General features: G+C 72.6%; 17 protein-coding genes. 3 read left to right on the forward strand and 14 right to left on the reverse strand.

The annotated features are described in order from the left end of the window. Positions 1–423 precede the first annotated feature (423 nt). From ACIO5E_RS19055 to ACIO5E_RS19100, 10 genes are all read right to left on the reverse strand, one after another. On the reverse strand, positions 424–1,335 hold the full coding sequence (locus ACIO5E_RS19055; RefSeq protein ID WP_400669031.1) for a hypothetical protein: 912 nt from the start codon (positions 1,333–1,335) through the stop codon (positions 424–426). Positions 1,336–1,387: 52 nt separating this feature from the next. Continuing rightward, on the reverse strand, positions 1,388–1,657 hold the full coding sequence (locus ACIO5E_RS19060) for a hypothetical protein (RefSeq protein WP_400669034.1): 270 nt from the start codon (positions 1,655–1,657) through the stop codon (positions 1,388–1,390). A gap of 73 nt (positions 1,658–1,730) precedes the next feature. Further along, positions 1,731–2,402, reverse strand: a complete 672-nt coding sequence (locus tag ACIO5E_RS19065) for a hypothetical protein (RefSeq protein WP_400669036.1) — start codon at positions 2,400–2,402, stop codon at positions 1,731–1,733. 63 nt (positions 2,403–2,465) lie between these two features. After that, positions 2,466–2,972, reverse strand: coding sequence for a single-stranded DNA-binding protein (gene ssb, locus ACIO5E_RS19070; protein WP_400669038.1), 507 nt, complete (start codon positions 2,970–2,972; stop codon positions 2,466–2,468). Between the two features lie 14 nt (positions 2,973–2,986). Continuing rightward, positions 2,987–3,268 carry a hypothetical protein gene (locus ACIO5E_RS19075; RefSeq protein WP_400669040.1) on the reverse strand — a complete coding sequence of 94 codons (282 nt, stop codon included), beginning with the start codon at positions 3,266–3,268 and terminating at the stop codon, positions 2,987–2,989. Positions 3,269–3,846: 578 nt separating this feature from the next. Further along, positions 3,847–4,554: a Fic/DOC family protein gene (locus tag ACIO5E_RS19080; RefSeq protein WP_400669042.1), complete on the reverse strand. Its 708-nt coding sequence runs from the start codon at positions 4,552–4,554 to the stop codon at positions 3,847–3,849. Beyond that, positions 4,554–4,757 (reverse strand): antitoxin VbhA family protein, encoded by a 204-nt coding sequence (locus ACIO5E_RS19085; RefSeq protein ID WP_400669045.1) that lies wholly within the window; start codon positions 4,755–4,757, stop codon positions 4,554–4,556. Before ACIO5E_RS19085 ends, ACIO5E_RS19080 begins: the two co-directional genes overlap by 1 nt. Positions 4,758–4,962: 205 nt before the next feature. Then, complete coding sequence (locus tag ACIO5E_RS19090) at positions 4,963–5,640, reverse strand: hypothetical protein (protein ID WP_400669047.1); 678 nt, start codon at positions 5,638–5,640, stop codon at positions 4,963–4,965. Further along, positions 5,637–6,188: a hypothetical protein gene (locus ACIO5E_RS19095; protein ID WP_400669049.1), complete on the reverse strand. Its 552-nt coding sequence runs from the start codon at positions 6,186–6,188 to the stop codon at positions 5,637–5,639. The genes ACIO5E_RS19090 and ACIO5E_RS19095 overlap by 4 nt, the downstream gene beginning before the upstream one ends. Positions 6,189–6,286: 98 nt before the next feature. Next, a complete protein-coding gene (locus ACIO5E_RS19100; RefSeq protein ID WP_400669052.1) occupies positions 6,287–8,002 on the reverse strand; it encodes a ParB/RepB/Spo0J family partition protein in 1,716 nt (571 codons plus the stop codon). A gap of 1,144 nt (positions 8,003–9,146) precedes the next feature. Here ACIO5E_RS19100 and ACIO5E_RS19105 point away from each other — a divergent pair. Continuing rightward, positions 9,147–11,672, forward strand: a complete 2,526-nt coding sequence (locus tag ACIO5E_RS19105) for a hypothetical protein (protein ID WP_400669054.1) — start codon at positions 9,147–9,149, stop codon at positions 11,670–11,672. Positions 11,673–11,717: 45 nt separating this feature from the next. Here ACIO5E_RS19105 and ACIO5E_RS19110 read toward each other — a convergent pair whose 3' ends face one another. After that, positions 11,718–12,113, reverse strand: a complete 396-nt coding sequence (locus ACIO5E_RS19110; RefSeq protein ID WP_400669057.1) for a hypothetical protein — start codon at positions 12,111–12,113, stop codon at positions 11,718–11,720. Positions 12,114–12,330: 217 nt separating this feature from the next. Between ACIO5E_RS19110 and ACIO5E_RS19115 the strand changes: the two genes are divergently transcribed. Further along, positions 12,331–13,398 (forward strand): hypothetical protein, encoded by a 1,068-nt coding sequence (locus tag ACIO5E_RS19115; RefSeq protein WP_400669060.1) that lies wholly within the window; start codon positions 12,331–12,333, stop codon positions 13,396–13,398. Here the strand turns inward: ACIO5E_RS19115 and ACIO5E_RS19120 are convergent. Beyond that, positions 13,392–14,135: a hypothetical protein gene (locus ACIO5E_RS19120; RefSeq protein WP_400669063.1), complete on the reverse strand. Its 744-nt coding sequence runs from the start codon at positions 14,133–14,135 to the stop codon at positions 13,392–13,394. The genes ACIO5E_RS19115 and ACIO5E_RS19120 overlap by 7 nt on opposite strands. A gap of 75 nt (positions 14,136–14,210) precedes the next feature. Further along, the gene (locus tag ACIO5E_RS19125; RefSeq protein WP_400669066.1) at positions 14,211–15,032 is read right to left on the reverse strand and encodes a hypothetical protein; all 822 of its coding nucleotides are present in this window, start codon (positions 15,030–15,032) and stop codon (positions 14,211–14,213) included. Positions 15,033–15,311: 279 nt separating this feature from the next. Between ACIO5E_RS19125 and ACIO5E_RS19130 the strand changes: the two genes are divergently transcribed. Then, a complete protein-coding gene (locus ACIO5E_RS19130; protein ID WP_400669069.1) occupies positions 15,312–15,803 on the forward strand; it encodes a hypothetical protein in 492 nt (163 codons plus the stop codon). Between the two features lie 134 nt (positions 15,804–15,937). Here the strand turns inward: ACIO5E_RS19130 and ACIO5E_RS19135 are convergent, their stop codons facing one another. Beyond that, on the reverse strand, positions 15,938–17,614 hold the full coding sequence (locus tag ACIO5E_RS19135; protein WP_400669072.1) for a hypothetical protein: 1,677 nt from the start codon (positions 17,612–17,614) through the stop codon (positions 15,938–15,940). Between the last annotated feature and the right edge of the window lie 22 nt (positions 17,615–17,636).

Below are 17,636 nucleotides of genomic sequence, written 5' to 3' on the forward strand. Positions count from 1 at the left end.
TACTACCTCGTAGAGGGTTTCTCGTCAAGCGCGAAGGCGCAGTCCAGCGGGCCGGTCAGGCGGCTGACTGGCCGTCAGATTCACGGGCGCACCTCCCCCGTCCCCCCGACAGCTGCCTGGGGTCCGGGGCAAAGAGGCCGTCCGGGTCAAGGGCCGGCCGCAGGCCGGTGGCGTGCCACGCGACCGAAGGGAGCGCCCTTGAGGCGGGCGGCCGGCTCCGGATACTGGGCCGCGAAGGGGGGCCGGGGGAACCGCGCAGCGGAGCGCCCGGCAAAAAAGAACGCCGCGCCGAAGGCGCGACCGCACCCGCCGCCGCAGGCGGCCGGCGGCGACAGCCGCCCAACAACACCGCCGCGCCGCAGGCGCGACCACCCCCGGGACGGGGCACCGCGACCGGGGGCCGGCGGCGGTGCCCCGCCTGGGCTAGCGGGGTGCTTCCTCGTCTTCCCGGCGGGGAACCATCGGGGCGAGGGCGGGGTGGAGTTCGGCGATGCGGCGGAGGCGGCAACGGGCGTCGGCGCGGGCGGCCGTGCTCGGTGACTCCAGGTTGGCCTCGGTGAGGATGCGGGCGAAGCTGGCGAGGGCGGCGGCGGTGTGCAGCATCATGCGGCGGGGCTGGAAGATCGCCGCGCGGTCGCCGAGTCGGCGGGCGGCGGCCCAGGAGCGGTAGACCTCGCTGTCGGCGGGGGTGAGCGGCTGGCGGCCGGACAGCCGGGCGTCGATCCAGTCGGCCAGGTGGCCTTCGACCTCGACGGTCGCGGTGGTGCTCGTCCCGGGGCGGCGGAGCCGGGTCCAGCGGTCGATCTGGGTCTCCAGCACGCCTAGCCGGTCGACCGCCGGGCGGAGTTCGTCAGCTTCGCAGGTGGCCCGTGCCAGTTGGCGGTCGGCCGCCGACCGGAGGTAGCGGCTGTGCTGCACGTGGCGGTCGCGGTCCAGCCGGTACTCGTTGATGATCTTTTGTCCGACCTCTTTGGCTCGGGCGCGGGTCTTCTCGGTGGCCAGTTCGTAGGTGCTGCGGTGGAGTCGGTCCCACGGGTCGCGGTCGGTGGATGTGCCGGGCTCGGGGATCGTGATGCCGTCGTAGATCCAGGAGTTGTAGACGGTGAGTCGGTCGGTGTAGCTGCTGGGGCCCTCGTCGGGGTCGTAGCGGCCGGAGACGAATCGCAGCAGGGTGTAGGCGTCGGGGTTGTCGGCTGCCCCGGGGGCGGCGTGGGGGTGCAGCGTGATGGTGCCGGTGACGTGGGGCGCGCGGACGGTGTAGTAGGTGAGGCCGGTCTCTGCGTGCTCGACCTCGTAACGGAGCAGCAGACGGGTGGACGTGTAGGTGGTGATCAAGAGTTCTCCGGGTGGCCGGCCGGGGCCGGGTGGCCCGACCGGCCGGGTTGGATCAGCTTCGGGGGGCGGTGCCGGGCAGCAGGGGCGGCCCGCCGTGCTGCTCGGCGGCCTGGTTGATGGCCCGGGGCAGGCGGAGCACCACGACGGACTGGAGCCAGAGCAGACCGGCCACGACCGCGAGCAGCGGGTAGGTGATGAGGAGTTGGTCCCGCAGGGCGCAGACGGCGGCGGCGACGACGACCACCAGGACGGCGGCGAACATGCCGCGTTGGATGGTGTTGATGGTGCGGGTCAGCTCGCCCGCGGGCGGGGCGGTGGGCATGGTGGGGCCTTTCGTCAGCGGTGTTCGGCTGGTGGAGCGGGGTGTCGGACCAGGGTCGTTCGGCGTGGACGGCTCACCTTCCCATGGGGACGGTGCCGTAGTAGAAGGAGGGAAGGAGGGTCAGCAACGGCATGGGGCTGTCGGGGTGGACGTCCTCGGGCTGGTAGCCGTCGCGCGGCATGGCCGCGCTGATGAGGAGGCAGTCCTGGCCAAGGAAGTCGCATCCGATCCACCGTGACGCGTAGACGGTCTGGGGTAGCCACGACTGCTCGGCGCTGCGCCTCACCGGTGCCAGCATGGCCTCCGTCAGGTCCTCGACCGTGGGCGGTAGGGCGTCCGGCTCGCGCCAGCGCCAGACCGGCGGATCGTCGCCCTCCGCCGCCGAGGGGATCGGGTTGTTCCGCATGGCCCAGCGCACGAACGAAAGGGTCGGGCCGTGGCTGTACTTGCTCGGGCTTCGCCCGTCGGAGAAGTGGCGTTCGTAGCGCAGGCCGTTACCTCGATAGCGCCAGACCAGCCGGAACTCGCCGCGCCCGCGCGCGGTGTCGGCCGATGCTGTCACCACCCATCCATCGCCGGTGTTGGTGTCGTCGGCCGGGGACCACGCCGCCTCGGCGTTCCAGCCGTGGCGACGGGTGTAGGCGACGACGGCAGCCACGGTGGCCGGTGTCTTCGCGGGCGCCTGGCGGACTGGTGCGGCGGGGGTGCCGCTGGTGGGTTCTGCGGCGGGCATGGCGGTGCTCAAGCTGTCCCTTCGTGGGCGGGGTGGGCTGGGCCGGGCGGAGGAGTCCGCCCGGCCACGGGGTGATCAGCTGGCCATGGCCGGAGTCGGCCAGGAGCCGACGGCGGGCGGGGTGGTCGGGGCAGGCGGGGCCTGGACCGGCGGCCAGGTCGCGTCGAACGCGCCGGGAGCAGCCTGGGCGGGGACCGCTGCATGCCGGGCGGGGCGGCTTCCCGCCTTGGTGACCTCGACGGTGGCGAAGCGCATGCACGCGCCGACCTCGTCAATCTGGAGCTCGGTGTAGACCTGGCGGGGTCCGTCGGCCGGCTGGTGGGTGCGCTGCTTGAGGACACCGGTCACGACGACGCGCGTCCCCTTGGCCAGACTCGCCGCGATGTTCTCCGCATACTGCCGCCAGGCGACGCACGGCATCGAGATCGAGTCGCCGTCGCGGTAGCTACGGGTGGAGCTGTCCCACACCCGTTCGTTGGAGATGACGGTGAAGACGACCCGGGCGGCTCCGCTGTCGCTGTACTTGAGCGTCGGGTTGTCCGCGAGGTTTCCGACAATGGTGATCTTGGTTTCGCCTGCCATGGTTCCTGCTCCTCTTAGCGTTCGATGCGGGCGCCGCCGCGCGGGCCCAGGGTGATCCGGAGGTCCGGACCGTCACCGAACGGCACTCCCACCCCGGCCATCTCCTCCGCCTCCGCAAGCATCTGCTCGTCGGTGATGAGGTAGAGGTCGGCGAACGACTGCTCGGTGCAGCCCGTTCGGGGGTCGCGGGCCCGGGTCCGCAGCTGGTCCGCCGCCTGGCGGATCGACGCGACGGGCTCGGGGTTGCCGCTGCCGGAGAACGGGATGGTGAAGTAGGCGATGTAGCGCGGGCTCACGTCCGGCCTCCGGTTGTGCCGTGGTCTCTGTCTGTTGGTCGGGGGTGCCCTCCCCTCCCAACAAGAACAATATTACCTCATAAAGGGTTTCTCGTCAAGCTCTGGGGCATGGACGCACGCGCCGGTCAGGCGGCTGACTGGACGTCAGATTCACGGGCGCACCTCCCCCGTCCCCCCGACAGCTGCCTGGGGTCCGGGGCAAAGAGGCCGTCCGGGTCAAGGGCCGGCCGCAGGCCGGTGGCGTGCCACGCGACCGAAGGGAGCGCCCTTGAGGCGGGCGGCCGGCTCCGGATACTGGGCCGCGAAGGGGGGCCGGGGGAACCGCGCAGCGGGGCACCCGGACCAGAAAAGGGCGCCGCGCCGAAGGCGCGACCGCTACCGCCGCCGCAGGCGGCCAGCGGCGACAGCCGGAGACCGGTCCGGCCGGTTCGCGGTCGAGCACCTGGGCGCGTCGGCCAGTGCTCTACCCTGGAGGTCCGCATGCTCCACCGCGTTCGCGGGGGTGCTGTGGTCTCTGGCCGGTGGACCGTGCCAACCCGCTTCGCGGGGGTGTCCGCCGGCCGCCATCGTTTCCGGGGTCAGCGCCGGATGGTCGGCTGGTTGGCCGGTCGAACCGGCGGCGGGGGCTGGATCACCGGTGCCGGTGTCGGCGCCGGGGTTGCCCTGACGACCGCGCCGGTCGCGGTGGCTGCACGGGCCCGTGGTGCCGGCTGGTCGACGGTGAGCTCCGAGAGCATCGAGCGCAACGGGCCGTTGTTGCCGTTGAAGCTGGCGATGGACGCGAGCGTGTTGCGGTCGGGGTCGAGCCGGGTCCAGTCGATCGGGTGTCCGGCCTCGGCCGCGAGCTGTCCTAGGAAGGCCCTCTGCGTCCGCCCGTTGCCCTCCCGGAAGGGGTGCAGCGCGTTCACGTCGCCGTACAGGTCGGCCAGGCCGGTGAGGAAGTTGTCGCGGTCGAGGCCGCGGAGGTGGTTCTGGTGGCGGGCGAGGCGGCCGAAGGTGTCGTTCGCGAAGTCGGGGATCATGCGGACGAGGCAGAACCGCGTGCTGTCCTTGGCGATCTCGATACTGCGGGTCTGGCCGGCCCACGGGTAGATGCTGCCGAAGACCTCCCGGTGGAACGCCTGCAGGTGCGCCAGGTCGTAGGCGCCGGGGATCGGCTTCTCGGCCAGGCGGGTGAGGCGGGCGGCGGTGATGTCGGCTTCGGCGGCGGCGAGGGCCTGGGGGTCGGTGATGCCGAGCTTGTTGCGCAGGACGCCGCTGTCCGGGTCGGCGTACGGGTCGGCCATCAGGGGGCCGGCTGCTCGGTGCCCGGGGCGCGGTGGCGGGCCTCGGCGCGGGCCACCAGCTCGTCGGCGGAGATCCGTCCGGCGGCGTACTCCTCCGCGTCGGCGGCGTAGCCCGTCGTGGGGGTGAGCCCCTCGGCCCGGACGGAGCCCAGGGCGGAGGAGAGCCCGCGGCGGCGGCTCTCCGGGGTGGCGGGGTCGTGCATGGTGGTGCTCCTCGTCTTCGCGCGGGGCGGGCGCGGGTGGTTCTCCTCAGCGTACGTGCCCGGTGTTGACCGGCGCGCTGGTGCTCCGGGCGGCCGGTCGGGGCGGGCGCGGCAGGTGGCCCGCCCCGACCGGCGGGCGCGTGCGAGGGGGAGGGGGCTCGATGCCCCCTCCCCCTCGGTGCCGGCCGCCGGACCGGCGGCCGGATCAGGCGGCGAGCGGCTGGGCCTTCGCCACCGGCGCGGGCAGCGCCGTCACGCGCGCCCCGCCAGTGACGGCCTCGATCATGGCGGCCTGCGCTGCTGCCCGTTCCCGCTCCCGGTTCAGCTTCTCCTGGAGTTGGGCTGCCTCTTCCTCCAGTTCTCGGATGGCCTGCTGGTGCTGGCGGTAGCGGGCGGGGGCGTGCCGGTGGTCGTGGGCCCGGCGCAGTTCAGCCGCCCAGGGGCGGGTGAGCATGTGCTGGGTGATCGTGTGGACGATGGCGGCGGTCCTGCGGCGGGTGCCGTCCGGAGCCTCGGCGTCGTCGCTGGTGCCCTGCGCCCTGCGGACGGACAGCCACCACGGACTCGTCGGCTTCATCCGCGCGGCGTGGAAGTTCGCTCGCCCGGCGAGCAGGACGCCGTACACGGTCGGGGCGTCCTCGAAGCGCTGGTGGAAGGGGCTCGGCGACGGCCTGCCGAACGTCACCTCCATGGCGTCCCTGTCGCAGCAGTTCCGGTCGTAGTCGCTCGAATCCCACGCCACCGTGATGGTGCCGCACAGCTCTGCGACGCGGTACAGGGCGGCTCCAAGCTCCCAGTCCAGGGTGACGGTGGCGTGCATCCGGTAGCCGCCTTCGGTGACCAGGGTGACGTACTGCGGGCCGGTCGGCCGGGTGCTGGTCATGCCGCCGCCCGGGTGAGCGCGGGGGCCTCGGTGTCCTCGAAGGCCGGGACCTTCCCGGCGGCCAGCTCCTCGATGTCGGGCAGGTTGTCCCAGCGGCGCGCGGCGTGCCGGTAGGCGTTGGTCCAGAGGTTGAGCTGGCTGGTGAAGGCGTCCATGTCGGTGACGATCGTCAGCAGGCCGCCGAGGCTGACGCGCAGCTGCGGCGCGCGGGTGGGGCTGATCTTCGCGGGCAGCGTCTCCACGATCGGCGGGCGAACCGGGGCGTCAAGGCGCAGGTGCCCGGATATCTGGCCCTCGGGCTCCGGGACGACGCCGGACCGCACCCGCGCGAACAGTTCGGCGGCCTGGTCGGCGGCGCCCGACCACGCGGCGTACGCCTCGTAGGCGGGCTGCGGGTGGGCCAGACGGATGCGGGCGGAGGGCATGGTCATCAGGATCGTCCGGGCGAGCAGCACGGCGTGCGTCTCGTGGCGGCCAGCGAGGTGTACGGCGAGATCTGTCCGGGCGGTGAGCGGCGGGTCGTCGGTGGTGGCGAGGTACAGGTGCATGCGGGCCTCCGGCCTGGGGGTGTGGTCTGCGGGGCCGGGGGTGTCCGGTGCCATCGGACACCCCCGGCGTGGTGGGGAGGGCATCACCCTCCCTGCGGTCAGGCCGCGATCGGCTCGTTGATCTCCGGGTAGCGGGCTTCCCAGTCGGTTTCCTCGCTCTGCTCCCCCGCGCCCTCGTCGTCCGGGTCGTCGGACTCGTCGTCCTTCACGATCGCCAGGTACCTGTCCAGCGCGTCTTCCTGCTCCTCGTCCAGCTCCTCGTCCTCCTCGTCCAGCTCCTCGTCCTCCTCGTCCAGCTCCTCGTCCTCCTCGTCCAGCTCCTCGTCCTCCTCGTCCAGCTCCTCGGCTTCGGCCGCCGCCCTCGCCTCGGCCTCGGCGATCTGCACCCGAAGTCCGTCGACCAGCTCGACCTCAGATTCGTTCAGCTCATAGCCGTAGTCGGCCAGAAGCTCAAACCAGGCAACAGCGGCCCACTTCTTCCCCCACCCGCCGATCGCGCTGCGCACCTCGCGCTCCGCCCTGACCGCGACGCTGGCGAGCAGCACCAGCGGCAGCCGGGCTTCTGCCATCCGTCCGACGAATCGGCCGTACCGCGCGCTACGGTCGTCGTCTCCCGGCGCCTTGAGGAACTCCAGCGCCTCGGGGCTCGTCTCGTCCGACCCCAGCGTGTACAGCATCCCGAGCACCCGCTTGGTCAGCCCCTTCGGCACCTTCTTGGAGCGGCAGAGCTCCTGGATGAACTCGTGCCGGACCTCCTCGGAGATGGCCAGTGCTTCCCTGCGCTCCCGATCAGCCTGCTGCGCTGCCTCCTTGGCGGCCTTCTCGTCCGGGCTGTGGAAGGAGTAGTGCCCGGTCACGTGGTGGCCGTACTGGTGAGGGTCGCGGCACAGGAACGTCGCCTTGAGGTCGTCGGTGACGGACTCGTTGAAGAACGCCGCGTTGCCGGGGCAGCTCTTGTGGCTCTCCGGGGTCAGGACCACTCCGTCCGCGTCGGCGAGTCGGTCAAGGCCGACCTCCTTCGACCCGTTCCAGCTGAACCCGGACGGCTCGCCGACCATCCGGACACCGGCCGTCTCCAGGGCCAGCGCGGTCTCCTTCCGGAGCACGGCCTTCACTGTCTTGCGCCGCTCGTTCCTGAGGGCCCATTCGAGCTTTCCGCCTCGCTCGATCGTGTCGAGCAGCCGCTTGTACGCCTTCGGGTCGCTCTCGAACTCGGCCAGCTTCTCTGCGTCCTCCAGCGTGAGTTCGCCCTGGTCCACGGCTTGCCGCGCGGTCTTCGGCATCGCGGCGAGCGCGATCGAGGCCCGGACCTTCTTCGGGTCCTGGGCGACGCGGGCGGCGATCTGGTCGGCGTCGAGGCCGAGTTCGATGGACAGCTGCGCGTAGGCGTCGGCGATCTCGCTCTCGCGCATGTCCTCTCGGTGCATGTTCTCGATGAGCTGCGCGATGATCCGCGCCTCTTCGGCGCTCAGGTCGTTGCGCACGATGACGTCGACGGTCCGGCCCGCCTCGATCGAGCCCTTGGCGCGCCGGTTGCCCAGGATGATCGCGATCCCGGCCTCGTAGGGCGTCGCGATGATCGGCTGGAACAGGCCGTGCTCCGCGATCGAGTCGACGAAGTCCGGCGTCAGCTCGGCCTTACGGACGTTGCGCGTGAAGATCAGTTCAGACGGGTTGATGCCTTCGAGAAGGACCTTCGCCGGGGTCTCCACCAGGTCGGCAGGCCCGACCTCGGCTACGGCCGTCAGCTCGGTCAGCTCCGGCGAGCAAGCCTCGTCGTTCAGCAGCTCAGCGGGGGCAAGTACGGTGGTCACAAATCCTCCAACAGGTGCCTGGTCTCTGCCTGTTGGGCGGGGGTGCCATCCCCTCCCAACAAGAACAATAATACCTCAAAGAGGGTTATAGGTCAATAGAGCCGGGCGCTCCCGGGCCCGTCGGGCGCAAGGGATCCATGATCGTTTTCGTGCGGCGCGGAAGGTACGACGGTGCACTTGAGCAGCCCATACACACCTCCCCCGTCCCCCTGATAGCTGCCTGGGGTCCGGGGCAAAGAGGCCGGCCGGGTCAAGGGCCGGCCGCAGGCCGGTGGCGCAGCCACGCGCAGCGCCCTTGAGGCGGACGGCCGGCCCCGGATACTGGGCCGCGGAAGGGGGACGGAGCCCCGGCCACCCCCTGATAGCACTCCGGGAGCACGGAGGCACGCAGCTCGGCTCAAATCGCCGATCCCGTTCGCACGCTGCGCTCCCGGGGTCTCTCGGGCGGCACAAGGAGAAGTTCCGGTGGCTCGCAAGGATGACGTTGGCAGGTTCCTGTACTGGTCCGATCGGCAGATCCGCAGCCTGGCCGGCGACAGCGGGATCACGCTCGGGAAGTGGGCGCTGACCTCGGTCGGCATGCCGTCGTCGGTTGGCGGCGCCCCTGTGCCGCAGGTGTCGACCCCGTGCTCGCGAAGCCAGGCGGCGGCTCCCAGGTGAGTGCCGGGCCAGGCACACGGGTTGCCGCAGCCGTGAACATCTCGGAGTCCGGCCCGGGGAAACGCCCCGGGTCGCAGCGCCGCTTCGATACTCACGGTGGCAACTCGTTTGCCGTGGTGGCCTTTTGGGATGGATTTCACCTGATCGAGTGAATACTCCGGCTGAGGTGCGCAGGCCGCCCCGGGGCGCTGGCACAGTCGGTGCCGCACGTCGGTGGTTCATCACCGCCGTCTGCCTCATGCCGCCGTCGGCGGAGCGGGAAACCAGATGCGAGATCCCAGACGCCCGGCCTGTGGGTGTTGTTCGGTGTGATCCCTCTGCGGGCGTCGGCAGCTGAATCGTACGTAGCGGGTCGCGCAGGATGCCTTCCGTTTCCTGGAGCAGATCTCCCGCTGGCGCGAGGTCGAGTCCTCGGGCGCGTGTCGCGCCCCTGGACGGAGGCGTGCCCTACTGCCCCGGCTCGACCGGGAGAAGGGCGGACCTCGTGGCCGCCAAGCGACCTACCGGCATCTACTCGTACATCGGCACCCAGTTGTGGGCCGAGCACCTGGCCGACGCCGTCGAGAACACCTGCGACGAGGAGGGCCTGGTACCTCCGCCTCGTGCCGCGATCACGGAGGGCCTCGCAACTGCCCTCGGAGACACCGAGATCAAGAAGCTCGTCCGCACCACGCGGGGCAAGAAGATCCTCAACCCCACGGCGTCGCGGGTGGTGGAGTCGGGCAACGACCGTGTCCTCCTGCTCATCTGCGATGTCCATGGCGCCGCGGTGGCCCCATGGGACCTCAACGACCGTACCGTCGGCACCTGGTCCCCGCCCAGCCCCGAGGCCACCAAGCGCGTCGCCGACCTGATCGCCGCCGAGGCCGCGCTCGACGCCGCCGAGAAGACCAGGAAGGCGGCCGACAAGGAGCGCGAGACCCGCCGCCGCGCTCCGAGCGACGACCCCCACTACGCCGCCGCCCTCGCCGCCGCGGAGACCAAGCTGGCGGACGCCGCCCGGCGGGCGCGTGAAGCCGAGAGTGCCCGGGCCGCGCTTCTCACCTCGCTCGGCAACCGCCGTCCGCGCCCCGTGGTGCGGGCGGCAGAGGAGAACGGCGAGCCGATGGCCGCGCTCACCCTCGCCGAGCAGACCTACGAGCAGGCCGTCCACATCCAGCGCTACGCCGCCGAGCACCTGCGGCGCTTCGGCAAAGGCCGCGGATACGACCTCGCCGAGTCCCTGGTCGCCGCCGGCCAGCTCTCGCGCGGGATGAGCGTCCTGCAGCAGTGGCGCATCAGGAACACGGACGGAACCCTGTCCGAACTGTGGCGGATGGTCGCCGTGACCGCCAACAACCGCGCCCTGGCCCGCCTCGACGTCTTCGGCCTGCGCCCCGAACACATCGTCACCGGCATGCCGCGGACCCTCGTGGCGCTGCCGTCGGACACGCACGACCCCAGCGTGCTGCTCCTGAACCAGCGGGAGGTCCTCAACCGGGTCTCGCACCGCCTCAACGAGGCCGACGCCAACGAGGAGACGGAGCCGGAGCACGCGGCCCGGCGGGCTGCGAAGATCGCCACGGTGCCGATGGAGATCGTCGTCGGCTGCAGCAAGCCGGCCGCGCTGGAACACGTGCTGCGCGGCCTGAACGTCAACGACCACCTCCGCGGGGTCCAGCCCTACGACGACGAAGCCCGGCTGGTCGCCCTGTTCGCGACCCTCGTCGACGCCTACGCCAGGGACGACCAGCTCGCCGAGCTGCTCGGCGAGACGTTCCCCGAGGCCCAGGGCGCGGACCTCCTCGACCTGGACGGCGTCCGCAACGCCCTGACGGCGAACGGCCCCCTCGACCCCCTGGCCGCCCTCCTGCCCGCAGACGAGAAGGTCTCGCCGGTCACCCTGCGGGACATCGCCGTCCGGGCCATCACCACCCTGGTCTTCCCGGACGTCCCCCCGGCCCAGCCCGGCAACGGGAAGCGGCAGGTTCGCGACACCGGGGCGTTCTGGCCGATCGTCCGGGCGAGCCTGCAGGAGCCGGCGTGGAGCCAGACGAGGGCCCCGAACGCAGACACCCGTACGCGGCTGTGGTCGGCGGCCGTCGCGCAGCTGTTCCTCCACCGGGCCAACATCTTGTCGGCGCTCGGCCTGTTCACGGTGACGGACGCCAAGGAGGGCTCCAACCAGGACCCCAGGCCGCTCAAGGAGCTGTTCCTGCGGGCCGAGGCCGGCGAACCGACGGCCTGGGCCGCACTGGTCCGGCGCATGGTGCCCGCGCTGATCCACGCTCCCCAGCCCCTCGTCACGCCCGGCCAGGGCAGCGAGGCCGGAGCCGGGCGCAAGGGCGTGCGCCGCACTCCGGCCAACGCCGTCGCAGCGCTCACCATGGCCTACAGGGCAGGGGCGGAGAACATCAGCCGCGCCCTTCTGCTCGCCTTCGCGCGCTCAGTCCTGGGGCACCCCGACTCCGTCCTGGCGCCGCAGGCCCCCGACGGGGGCAAGCCGATCTGCTACGGCGAGCGTGAGGTAGGAGAGGACCAGCGAAGCCCGATCGTTCCCGGCATGATCCTCGTCCCGGGCATCGACGGCGCGCCCACCGGCCTCGTCGCGGACAAGGCGTGGTTCGACGACATGTTCCCGCCGGACCTCGCCCAGAGCACGAACCCGGGGAACGACGCGAACACCGCGGCCGAGGGCACCACGGCCTCCGACAACAGCGCCGACACCACGTCGACCACCGCGACCGGGCAGGCGCCGCCGGAGCCCCGGGACCTGCTCGCCGTCCTGCGCCAGGAGATGGCCGCGCGGATCGAACTGGTCGAAGGCGGCTACCGGCGTGCTGCTGCCGCCGCCGGCGTACTCATGGACGGTTTCAAGGACGCGATCGACCTGCGGATCCACCTGGACGAGGACCCGCTCCCGGCCGACCAGCGGATCCAGTGGATGGAGAGGCTGACGGCGGTGCGCGACGCTGCGGAGGGCAGCGCTGCGGGCCTGGCGGACGCCGAGACGCTGATCCTGAAGATGTAGGCGCGGTGTTGGCCTCCGCTCAGCCGGTGTTCTGCAGGAGGTTGATCATCGCCCGCCATCCCTGGTGAAGTCCTCGCCGTCGTCCTCGGTGGGGGTAAGGCCGTCGATGTGCGGGGCGCCGGGGTGGTGGGGGTGCGGCGGCAAGGTGAAGGCTAGCTGCGCGACTTCGGGTGCCGGAAGGCCGAGCCCGGCACGCAGGACCGGCTGGACGGCGTCGGTGATCCCGCTGATCTGGTAGAGGTCGCGCAGCTCGGCGTCCTGGGCCAGCGTCGGCCACAGGAAGTAGGGACCGGTGCGGTCGGGTGCGGGCGGGGTGAGGGCGATGTGCCTGCTGAGCAGCGAGCGCCAGCGCCGGATCAGCCCGGTGGTCAGGACGCCGGGTAACACGCAGTAGCCGTCACGGTGAAAACCGTTGATGGTGACGGGAGTTGGCTTCTCCATTGCATCATGGAAGCGAGCGACGGGCGGCCGGCGTAACGCGCTTCCCGACCCGTGACCGTGACCGGCGGCCACGGGAATCGATCCGCAGCAGCGGAGTCGGCCGCGAGGTAGCCTGCGTGAACGCGCGCCGGAGGCCCCGTCCGAGGAGACGGCGTTCTGGGCGCGCTGTTCGAACTGAGCGGTGAGGCTGGGCCGGCTGGAGAGGAACAGGACCGACGTGCAACCGGACGCGGTGTTCGGGCAGCTGGCCGCCGATGACGGGCTTGGCCAGTGCCGGGAGTGGGCGGAGTGCCTGACGGCCTGGGCGGAGCAGCGGATCGGTGGCGTCCCGGGCCGCGAGGAGGCGGTACGACTGCTCGCGGAGGCTTTGCATCGCTTCCCGAGAACGCCGCTCGGGTTCGGCGCGCCGTTGGTGACGGCCCCGCTGGAGGAGGTGGCGGCGTCCGTCGGAGACGGGAGCGCGGCGGCCCGGCAGGTGGGGCGGGTGCTCGCTTGCCACCGTGAGGCCGTGGCCTCTGGATCGTCGTCGGCGGTCGGTGCGCGCCGGCATGCGCTGGCGGAGATGCTGAGGGAGCGTCCCGACCGCGGACTGGGGGCGGCGATGGCAGGCAGCGCCGTGCTCGGCGACAGAGCCGGAGCGTGGGCGAGGGCCGTGGTGGACGACCGAGGGCCTTCCGCCCCGCCGCGCGTCAGCCTGTCGCTGTACCGCGAGTCCAGCGATTCGCCGTACACCCGCGACGACACCGTCATCGACACCGGTGTGTACGCGACCGGCCCCGGGGCCTGCGACCTTCTCCACGCAGGCACGGGGTACGGCCTGCTCCTGGCTGCCCTGCCGGGACTGGAGGACGATGCGGTCGAGCTCGTTCTCGGGCGGCTTCTCCACGACCTGCTGATCGAGGACGTCGTCGGCATCGTCTCGCCCCGCCGGTGCGCGGTGCTGCTGGAACGGGGATCCCGCCGGCCGGACCGGTCCTGGTCGCCGCTGCTGGTCGAACTGGACACCGAGGAGGACCAGGCCGTCTGGGCGGGGATCGCCCTGCGGGAGTGGACCGTGTGGGCGGCGCTGCGCCGGTTCGACCTCACCGACCCCGCTCCCGGCCGGGTGCGCGGGCGCCACAGGCCGGACGCGGTACTGCCGCGCACCGGTGCCGTGCAGGTGGTCGCGCCGGACGGCACGGACAGCACCGCCAGGATCGCCTCCGCCAGGCTGATCGACTGGCAGGCCCCATGGTGGCGCCGCAGGTCCGGGGACCCCGGGCCCGGGGAAGCGGGCGGTCAGTAGTCGACTTCGCCCGTGGATCCGGCGCGCAGCACCGTGGCCAGGGCGCCGAGCGCGAGGTCGGCGTCCGACAGCGCCGGGGGATCGTCCGGGCCGGGTTCGAGGTCGTCGGCCGTCAGCCCGCGGGCCGGAAGCAGGGCGGTGCTGCAGGCTTCCAGGAGTTCGCCGAGGGGACCGGTGGCCATGGCGGCGTACTCGGCGAGGGCGTCGAGGCGGCGGTGGAGCGTGCGAAGCCGGCCGTCGCTGCTCGCCGCTTCCGTCTCCGTGCCGTCGGGGCGGAGTCTGGTGAGCAGGTCGGTCGCGACGGCGCGCTCGTAGCCGTCGAAGACCCACGTCCCGCGGTTGAGGGCCCGCGCGGCCGTGGTGAGCGGGGCACGGACAGCCTCCTGACGCGGCGTCGCCGCGGCGGCGTCGGGATCGGTGCGGGCTTCCCGGTAGGTGAGGCCACCGGCTCCCAGGGCCTGCCGCACGACCTCGCGCAGCAGCGCCTGCGGGGTCAGCCGCGGCAGGTGCGGCGTCCAGGAGTATCCGCACGGACAGATCAGCTGCGCGGGCTCGCCCCAGCGCCCGGCCGCGGTGAGGTCGCCGTCGCGGCGGCACTCCGGGCAGCACACGGCCGGGAAGCGCTTGACCGTCTCCGGGGACGGCCGCGGGAGGTCGAAGGGTGTCCCGTGCGGCACGTGGTGGCGGATGACGACGTGCAGGATGCCGGCGCCGTCATACCCGAGGCGCCTGGTCACGATTCTCCACGTCACCGTCCCCACCCTAGCCGTACGGCCTCGGCGGCGGGCCCGCGCCAGCGGGAGGCCGGGCGGTCAGTAGTCGACATCGCCGGTGGCGCCCGCGGCGAGGATCACGTGGACCGCGCCCAGTGCGCTGCGGGCGTCTTCCAGGACCGGCGACACGCCCGACCACGTCGGGCCGGGCTCCAGGCCGTCCATGGTCAACACCTTGATCGGCTTCAGCACGGCCGTGGCCTGTGCCAGGAAGCGTCCCAGGCGATTGCCCGTCCACCTGCTGCGCTCGGCCAGCGCCCGGTACATGTCGACGACCCTGGCGAGCTGCTCCTCCTCCGTGCGCGTCTGCCGGGCCAGGGCCTCCAGGGCCTCGGGGCTCCAGTACGCCCGGAGGCCGGCCTGCGTCAGCAGGTCGGAGGCGACGCGGGTCTCGTCGTCGCTGAAGATCCACGCCCTGCGGTGGAGTTCACGTCCGGCGTCGGCGACGAGGGGGCGGACGGCATCGTGCAGCGGGGTCGGGTGGGTGTCGGCCGCGTCGACCTTGATCAGGTGGTAGCGGATCGCCTTGATCGGCCCGTCGGCCGCCAGGCGGATCAACTGCCGCAGCAGCTGCTCGGGCAGCAGCCCCGGTAGCCGGGGCGTCCAGGAGTGTCCGCACAGGCAGGTCAGCTCGGCCGGGGCACCCCAGGTGCCGGAGACGGTCAGACCGCGGTCCGCCGCGCACTCGGGGCAGTGGACGTCCAGCGCGGTCGCGCCGTCGGGCAGCTGGCTGCTGGTCCAGAACACCTGGCCGCGCCGCCTGGCGACGGCGGTGTAGTCGCTGACGCGGTGGCAGGTCTCCAGCGCCACGGTGCCGGCGCCGTCGTGGCTGATGCGGCTCGTGGGGAACGTCCAGGTCACCTACCCAGCCTAGGGCCGACAGGGAGCGGCCGTCACGGACTTCGCCCGCGATCGGCGGCCGACGTCGCCCGGTGGCCGACACGATGGTCGGGGCGGCGAGGGCGTGCTCGGCGTCTAGCAGTGTGGCGGGCACGCACGGGACCGGCGGGCGCGACACCGTCACCCCGTCGTCCGGGCTGCGGGCCACCACGCGGTACTGCAGGACGGCAGCCCGGAGTCTCGTCGCGGCCCGCGTCGAGGGCGAGCCCCGAAGGGAAGGCGAGCGGCAACCTGCCAATCATGGCGCTCACCCCGGCCGAACGGATGCTGATCGGCCTCATACGGCAGCAGGCCGAACTGGAACGGTCCTTCGACCGCTGGGGCACCGTCGACTGGGCATACCGGTCGGTGTACGACTTCCTGCTCGCCCATGGCCAGTGGTGTACTCCTGCGGCGCTTCCGCCCGGAGTCGGCCCCATGCCGGAACGGCACTGCTACGCCAACGCGCGGCGTACCGAGCTGGCGCACCCGTCCCTGGTCTACACGGAGGGCTGGGCGGTCTCCGTGCGCGCCGGAATCCCGTTCGCACACGGCTGGTGCACGACCGCCGAGGGGGTGGTCGTTGACCCGACCTGGTCCTGGTCCGGCGCTGGAGGCAGCGCCTACTTCGGCGTCCTGTTCACCGACCCCGCACTTCGCCCCGGTGCCGATGGCCACGGCGTCCTGGAAGATCCCGCGACCGCCTACCCGCTGCTGCGCGACGGATGGCCCCTGGAGCAGCTCCTGCCGTAAGCGGCCGACCGCGGCCGACCGCCGGTGCCGGGCCGGGGGGGGAGCGGCGCCGCGCTCGCCGACGTCCCGGTGAGGACCGGGCGGAAGACGGGCACGCGGTCGCCCTGCGAGCACCTAACCGCCGGCCTGCCGGGCTACGCCTCCTCGCCGCGGCGCATCTGCCACAGCACCAGCTCGGGCAGCAGGCCGGGTGCGGGAGGCCACGTCGCGGTGGGCCTGCGGCCGGCGGCGGCGCCCGCGTCGTACGCGGCGCCGGGAACACTCGCGGCGGACAGCAGGCCCGTGAACCACCCCATGAACGCGGCCTGCTGGACGAACGCGGCGTCGTCCGGCTGCGGCTGCGGAGGCATTCCGCCCTCTGTCTGCTCCGCCTCGTCGTAGTACCGGCTGGTGGCCCTCACCGCGTCGGTGAGGCACAGACCGTCGGCAAGGAGAAGGCTGGTCTTGGTGAGGTCCCGGAAGCCGCGGCCCCGCTCGCCCCCGTCGTCGAGGAGGACCAGCTCACCGCCGTCCTGACCGGCGGGCTGGTCGAGGTAGGCGAGGAACAGCCGGATCTGCGGGCCGTCCTCGACCACCACGCCGACCCCGGGAAGCGGCAGGCCGCGAAGCGCCCGCGCGGGCACCCCCTCGTCGGGCTCCTGGCAGTAGCCCGTGCCGCCGTGCACCAGGGCGTGCCGCCCGCCGCTGCGCCAGGCACCGACGGCCGCGATCCGCACAGCGTCCCAGAGTGCTTGCTCCGCGGGGGCGCTCCACTGCTGGACGAGCCAGCGGGCGACCTCGCTGACGGGCATCCAGCACCACGGCTCCCAGGCCCCGTGGCCGCGCACCCGCAGCTCCTCCAGCTGCTCCAGGACCCCGGGGTACTGCTGGAAGATCTCCGTCTCCCGCCGGGTCCACCGGTCGGCGGCTTCGCGGTAGAGCTGGGCGGTGCGCCGCTGGTCCGGGGGGAGCTGGTGGTCGAGTTCGGCGGGGAACGGGCCGTGGGAGGGTCCGGGCGGGGTGGCAGACGGGTCGATGCCGCCGATCTGCGGGCCGTGGGTGTCGAGGAGCCGGGCGTGCTGGGCGGCGGACCGGTCGAGGACTGCCTGGCGGGTGGCGTCGGCGGAGGTCGTGGTGGCCACGCGGACGGCGCGCCGTCTGGCCTTCTGCGCGGCCAGCTCGCGTCCGATGACGGGCGAGGGCCGCTGTTCGGTGATCTCGGTGCCGGGGTCGGTGAGCGCGTACCAGGCGGCGACGACAGCGCGCAGGGGCCCGGCGGAGTAGGAGAGGCCGTCCGGCAGGTCGGCCTGGATCAGGCGGGAGTCCACGATGGGCGGGAAGGGAAGGTGCAGCTCGAAGTCCCGCATGAGGGGCATTTTGCCCTCGTTGACGGCGCGGCCGTCGGTCCACCAGGTCAGGTGCACCCCGGGGCCGAAGCCCTCCATGGCCGGGCCCCAGGAGGCGGCCACGACCGAGTACTGGCCGAGGTCGTGCAGCGGTGCCGCGGTGACGAGCATGCCGGACGGGGCGGGCAGGACGTCCTCGGTGAACACCAGCGGTACGGTCCGGTCCGCGGCCACGGCCCTGACGGCGTCCACCACGGGGGTGTCGAGGACGAACGTGCACCCTGCGGCGACGCGGCGGTCCTCGGCCGCGAGGACCCGTTCGACCCTCTGGGGGCGTGGCAGCGCCGTCCACGCGGCCGGGCACAGGGGCGGGTGGCCCTCGGACTCGAAGAAGCTGTACAGCGACCGGCTGTCCGGCGACCGTAGGAAGCGCAGATGGTCCGCTCGCAGGCTGGCGGCCAGATCGGGAAGCTGACGCTGGGGCATGATCGGACCGTAGTGCGTCGGC

This window comes from Kitasatospora sp. NPDC087314 (genome assembly GCF_044744365.1).
Lineage (GTDB): Bacteria > Actinomycetota > Actinomycetes > Streptomycetales > Streptomycetaceae > Kitasatospora.

Bases quoted from the DNA above. Each gene is read 5' to 3' on its own strand.
- ACIO5E_RS19135 (WP_400669072.1), bottom strand. From the start codon at position 17,614: ATGCCCCAGCGTCAGCTTCCCGATCTGGCCGCCAGCCTGCGAGCGGAC.
- ACIO5E_RS19085 (WP_400669045.1), bottom strand. From the start codon at position 4,757: ATGCACGACCCCGCCACCCCGGAGAGCCGCCGCCGCGGGCTCTCCTCC.
- ACIO5E_RS19080 (WP_400669042.1), bottom strand. From the start codon at position 4,554: ATGGCCGACCCGTACGCCGACCCGGACAGCGGCGTCCTGCGCAACAAG.
- ACIO5E_RS19060 (WP_400669034.1), bottom strand. From the start codon at position 1,657: ATGCCCACCGCCCCGCCCGCGGGCGAGCTGACCCGCACCATCAACACC.
- ACIO5E_RS19095 (WP_400669049.1), bottom strand. From the start codon at position 6,188: ATGCACCTGTACCTCGCCACCACCGACGACCCGCCGCTCACCGCCCGG.
- ACIO5E_RS19110 (WP_400669057.1), bottom strand. From the start codon at position 12,113: ATGGAGAAGCCAACTCCCGTCACCATCAACGGTTTTCACCGTGACGGC.
- ssb (WP_400669038.1), bottom strand. From the start codon at position 2,972: ATGGCAGGCGAAACCAAGATCACCATTGTCGGAAACCTCGCGGACAAC.
- ACIO5E_RS19090 (WP_400669047.1), bottom strand. From the start codon at position 5,640: ATGACCAGCACCCGGCCGACCGGCCCGCAGTACGTCACCCTGGTCACC.
- ACIO5E_RS19130 (WP_400669069.1), top strand. From the start codon at position 15,312: ATGGCGCTCACCCCGGCCGAACGGATGCTGATCGGCCTCATACGGCAG.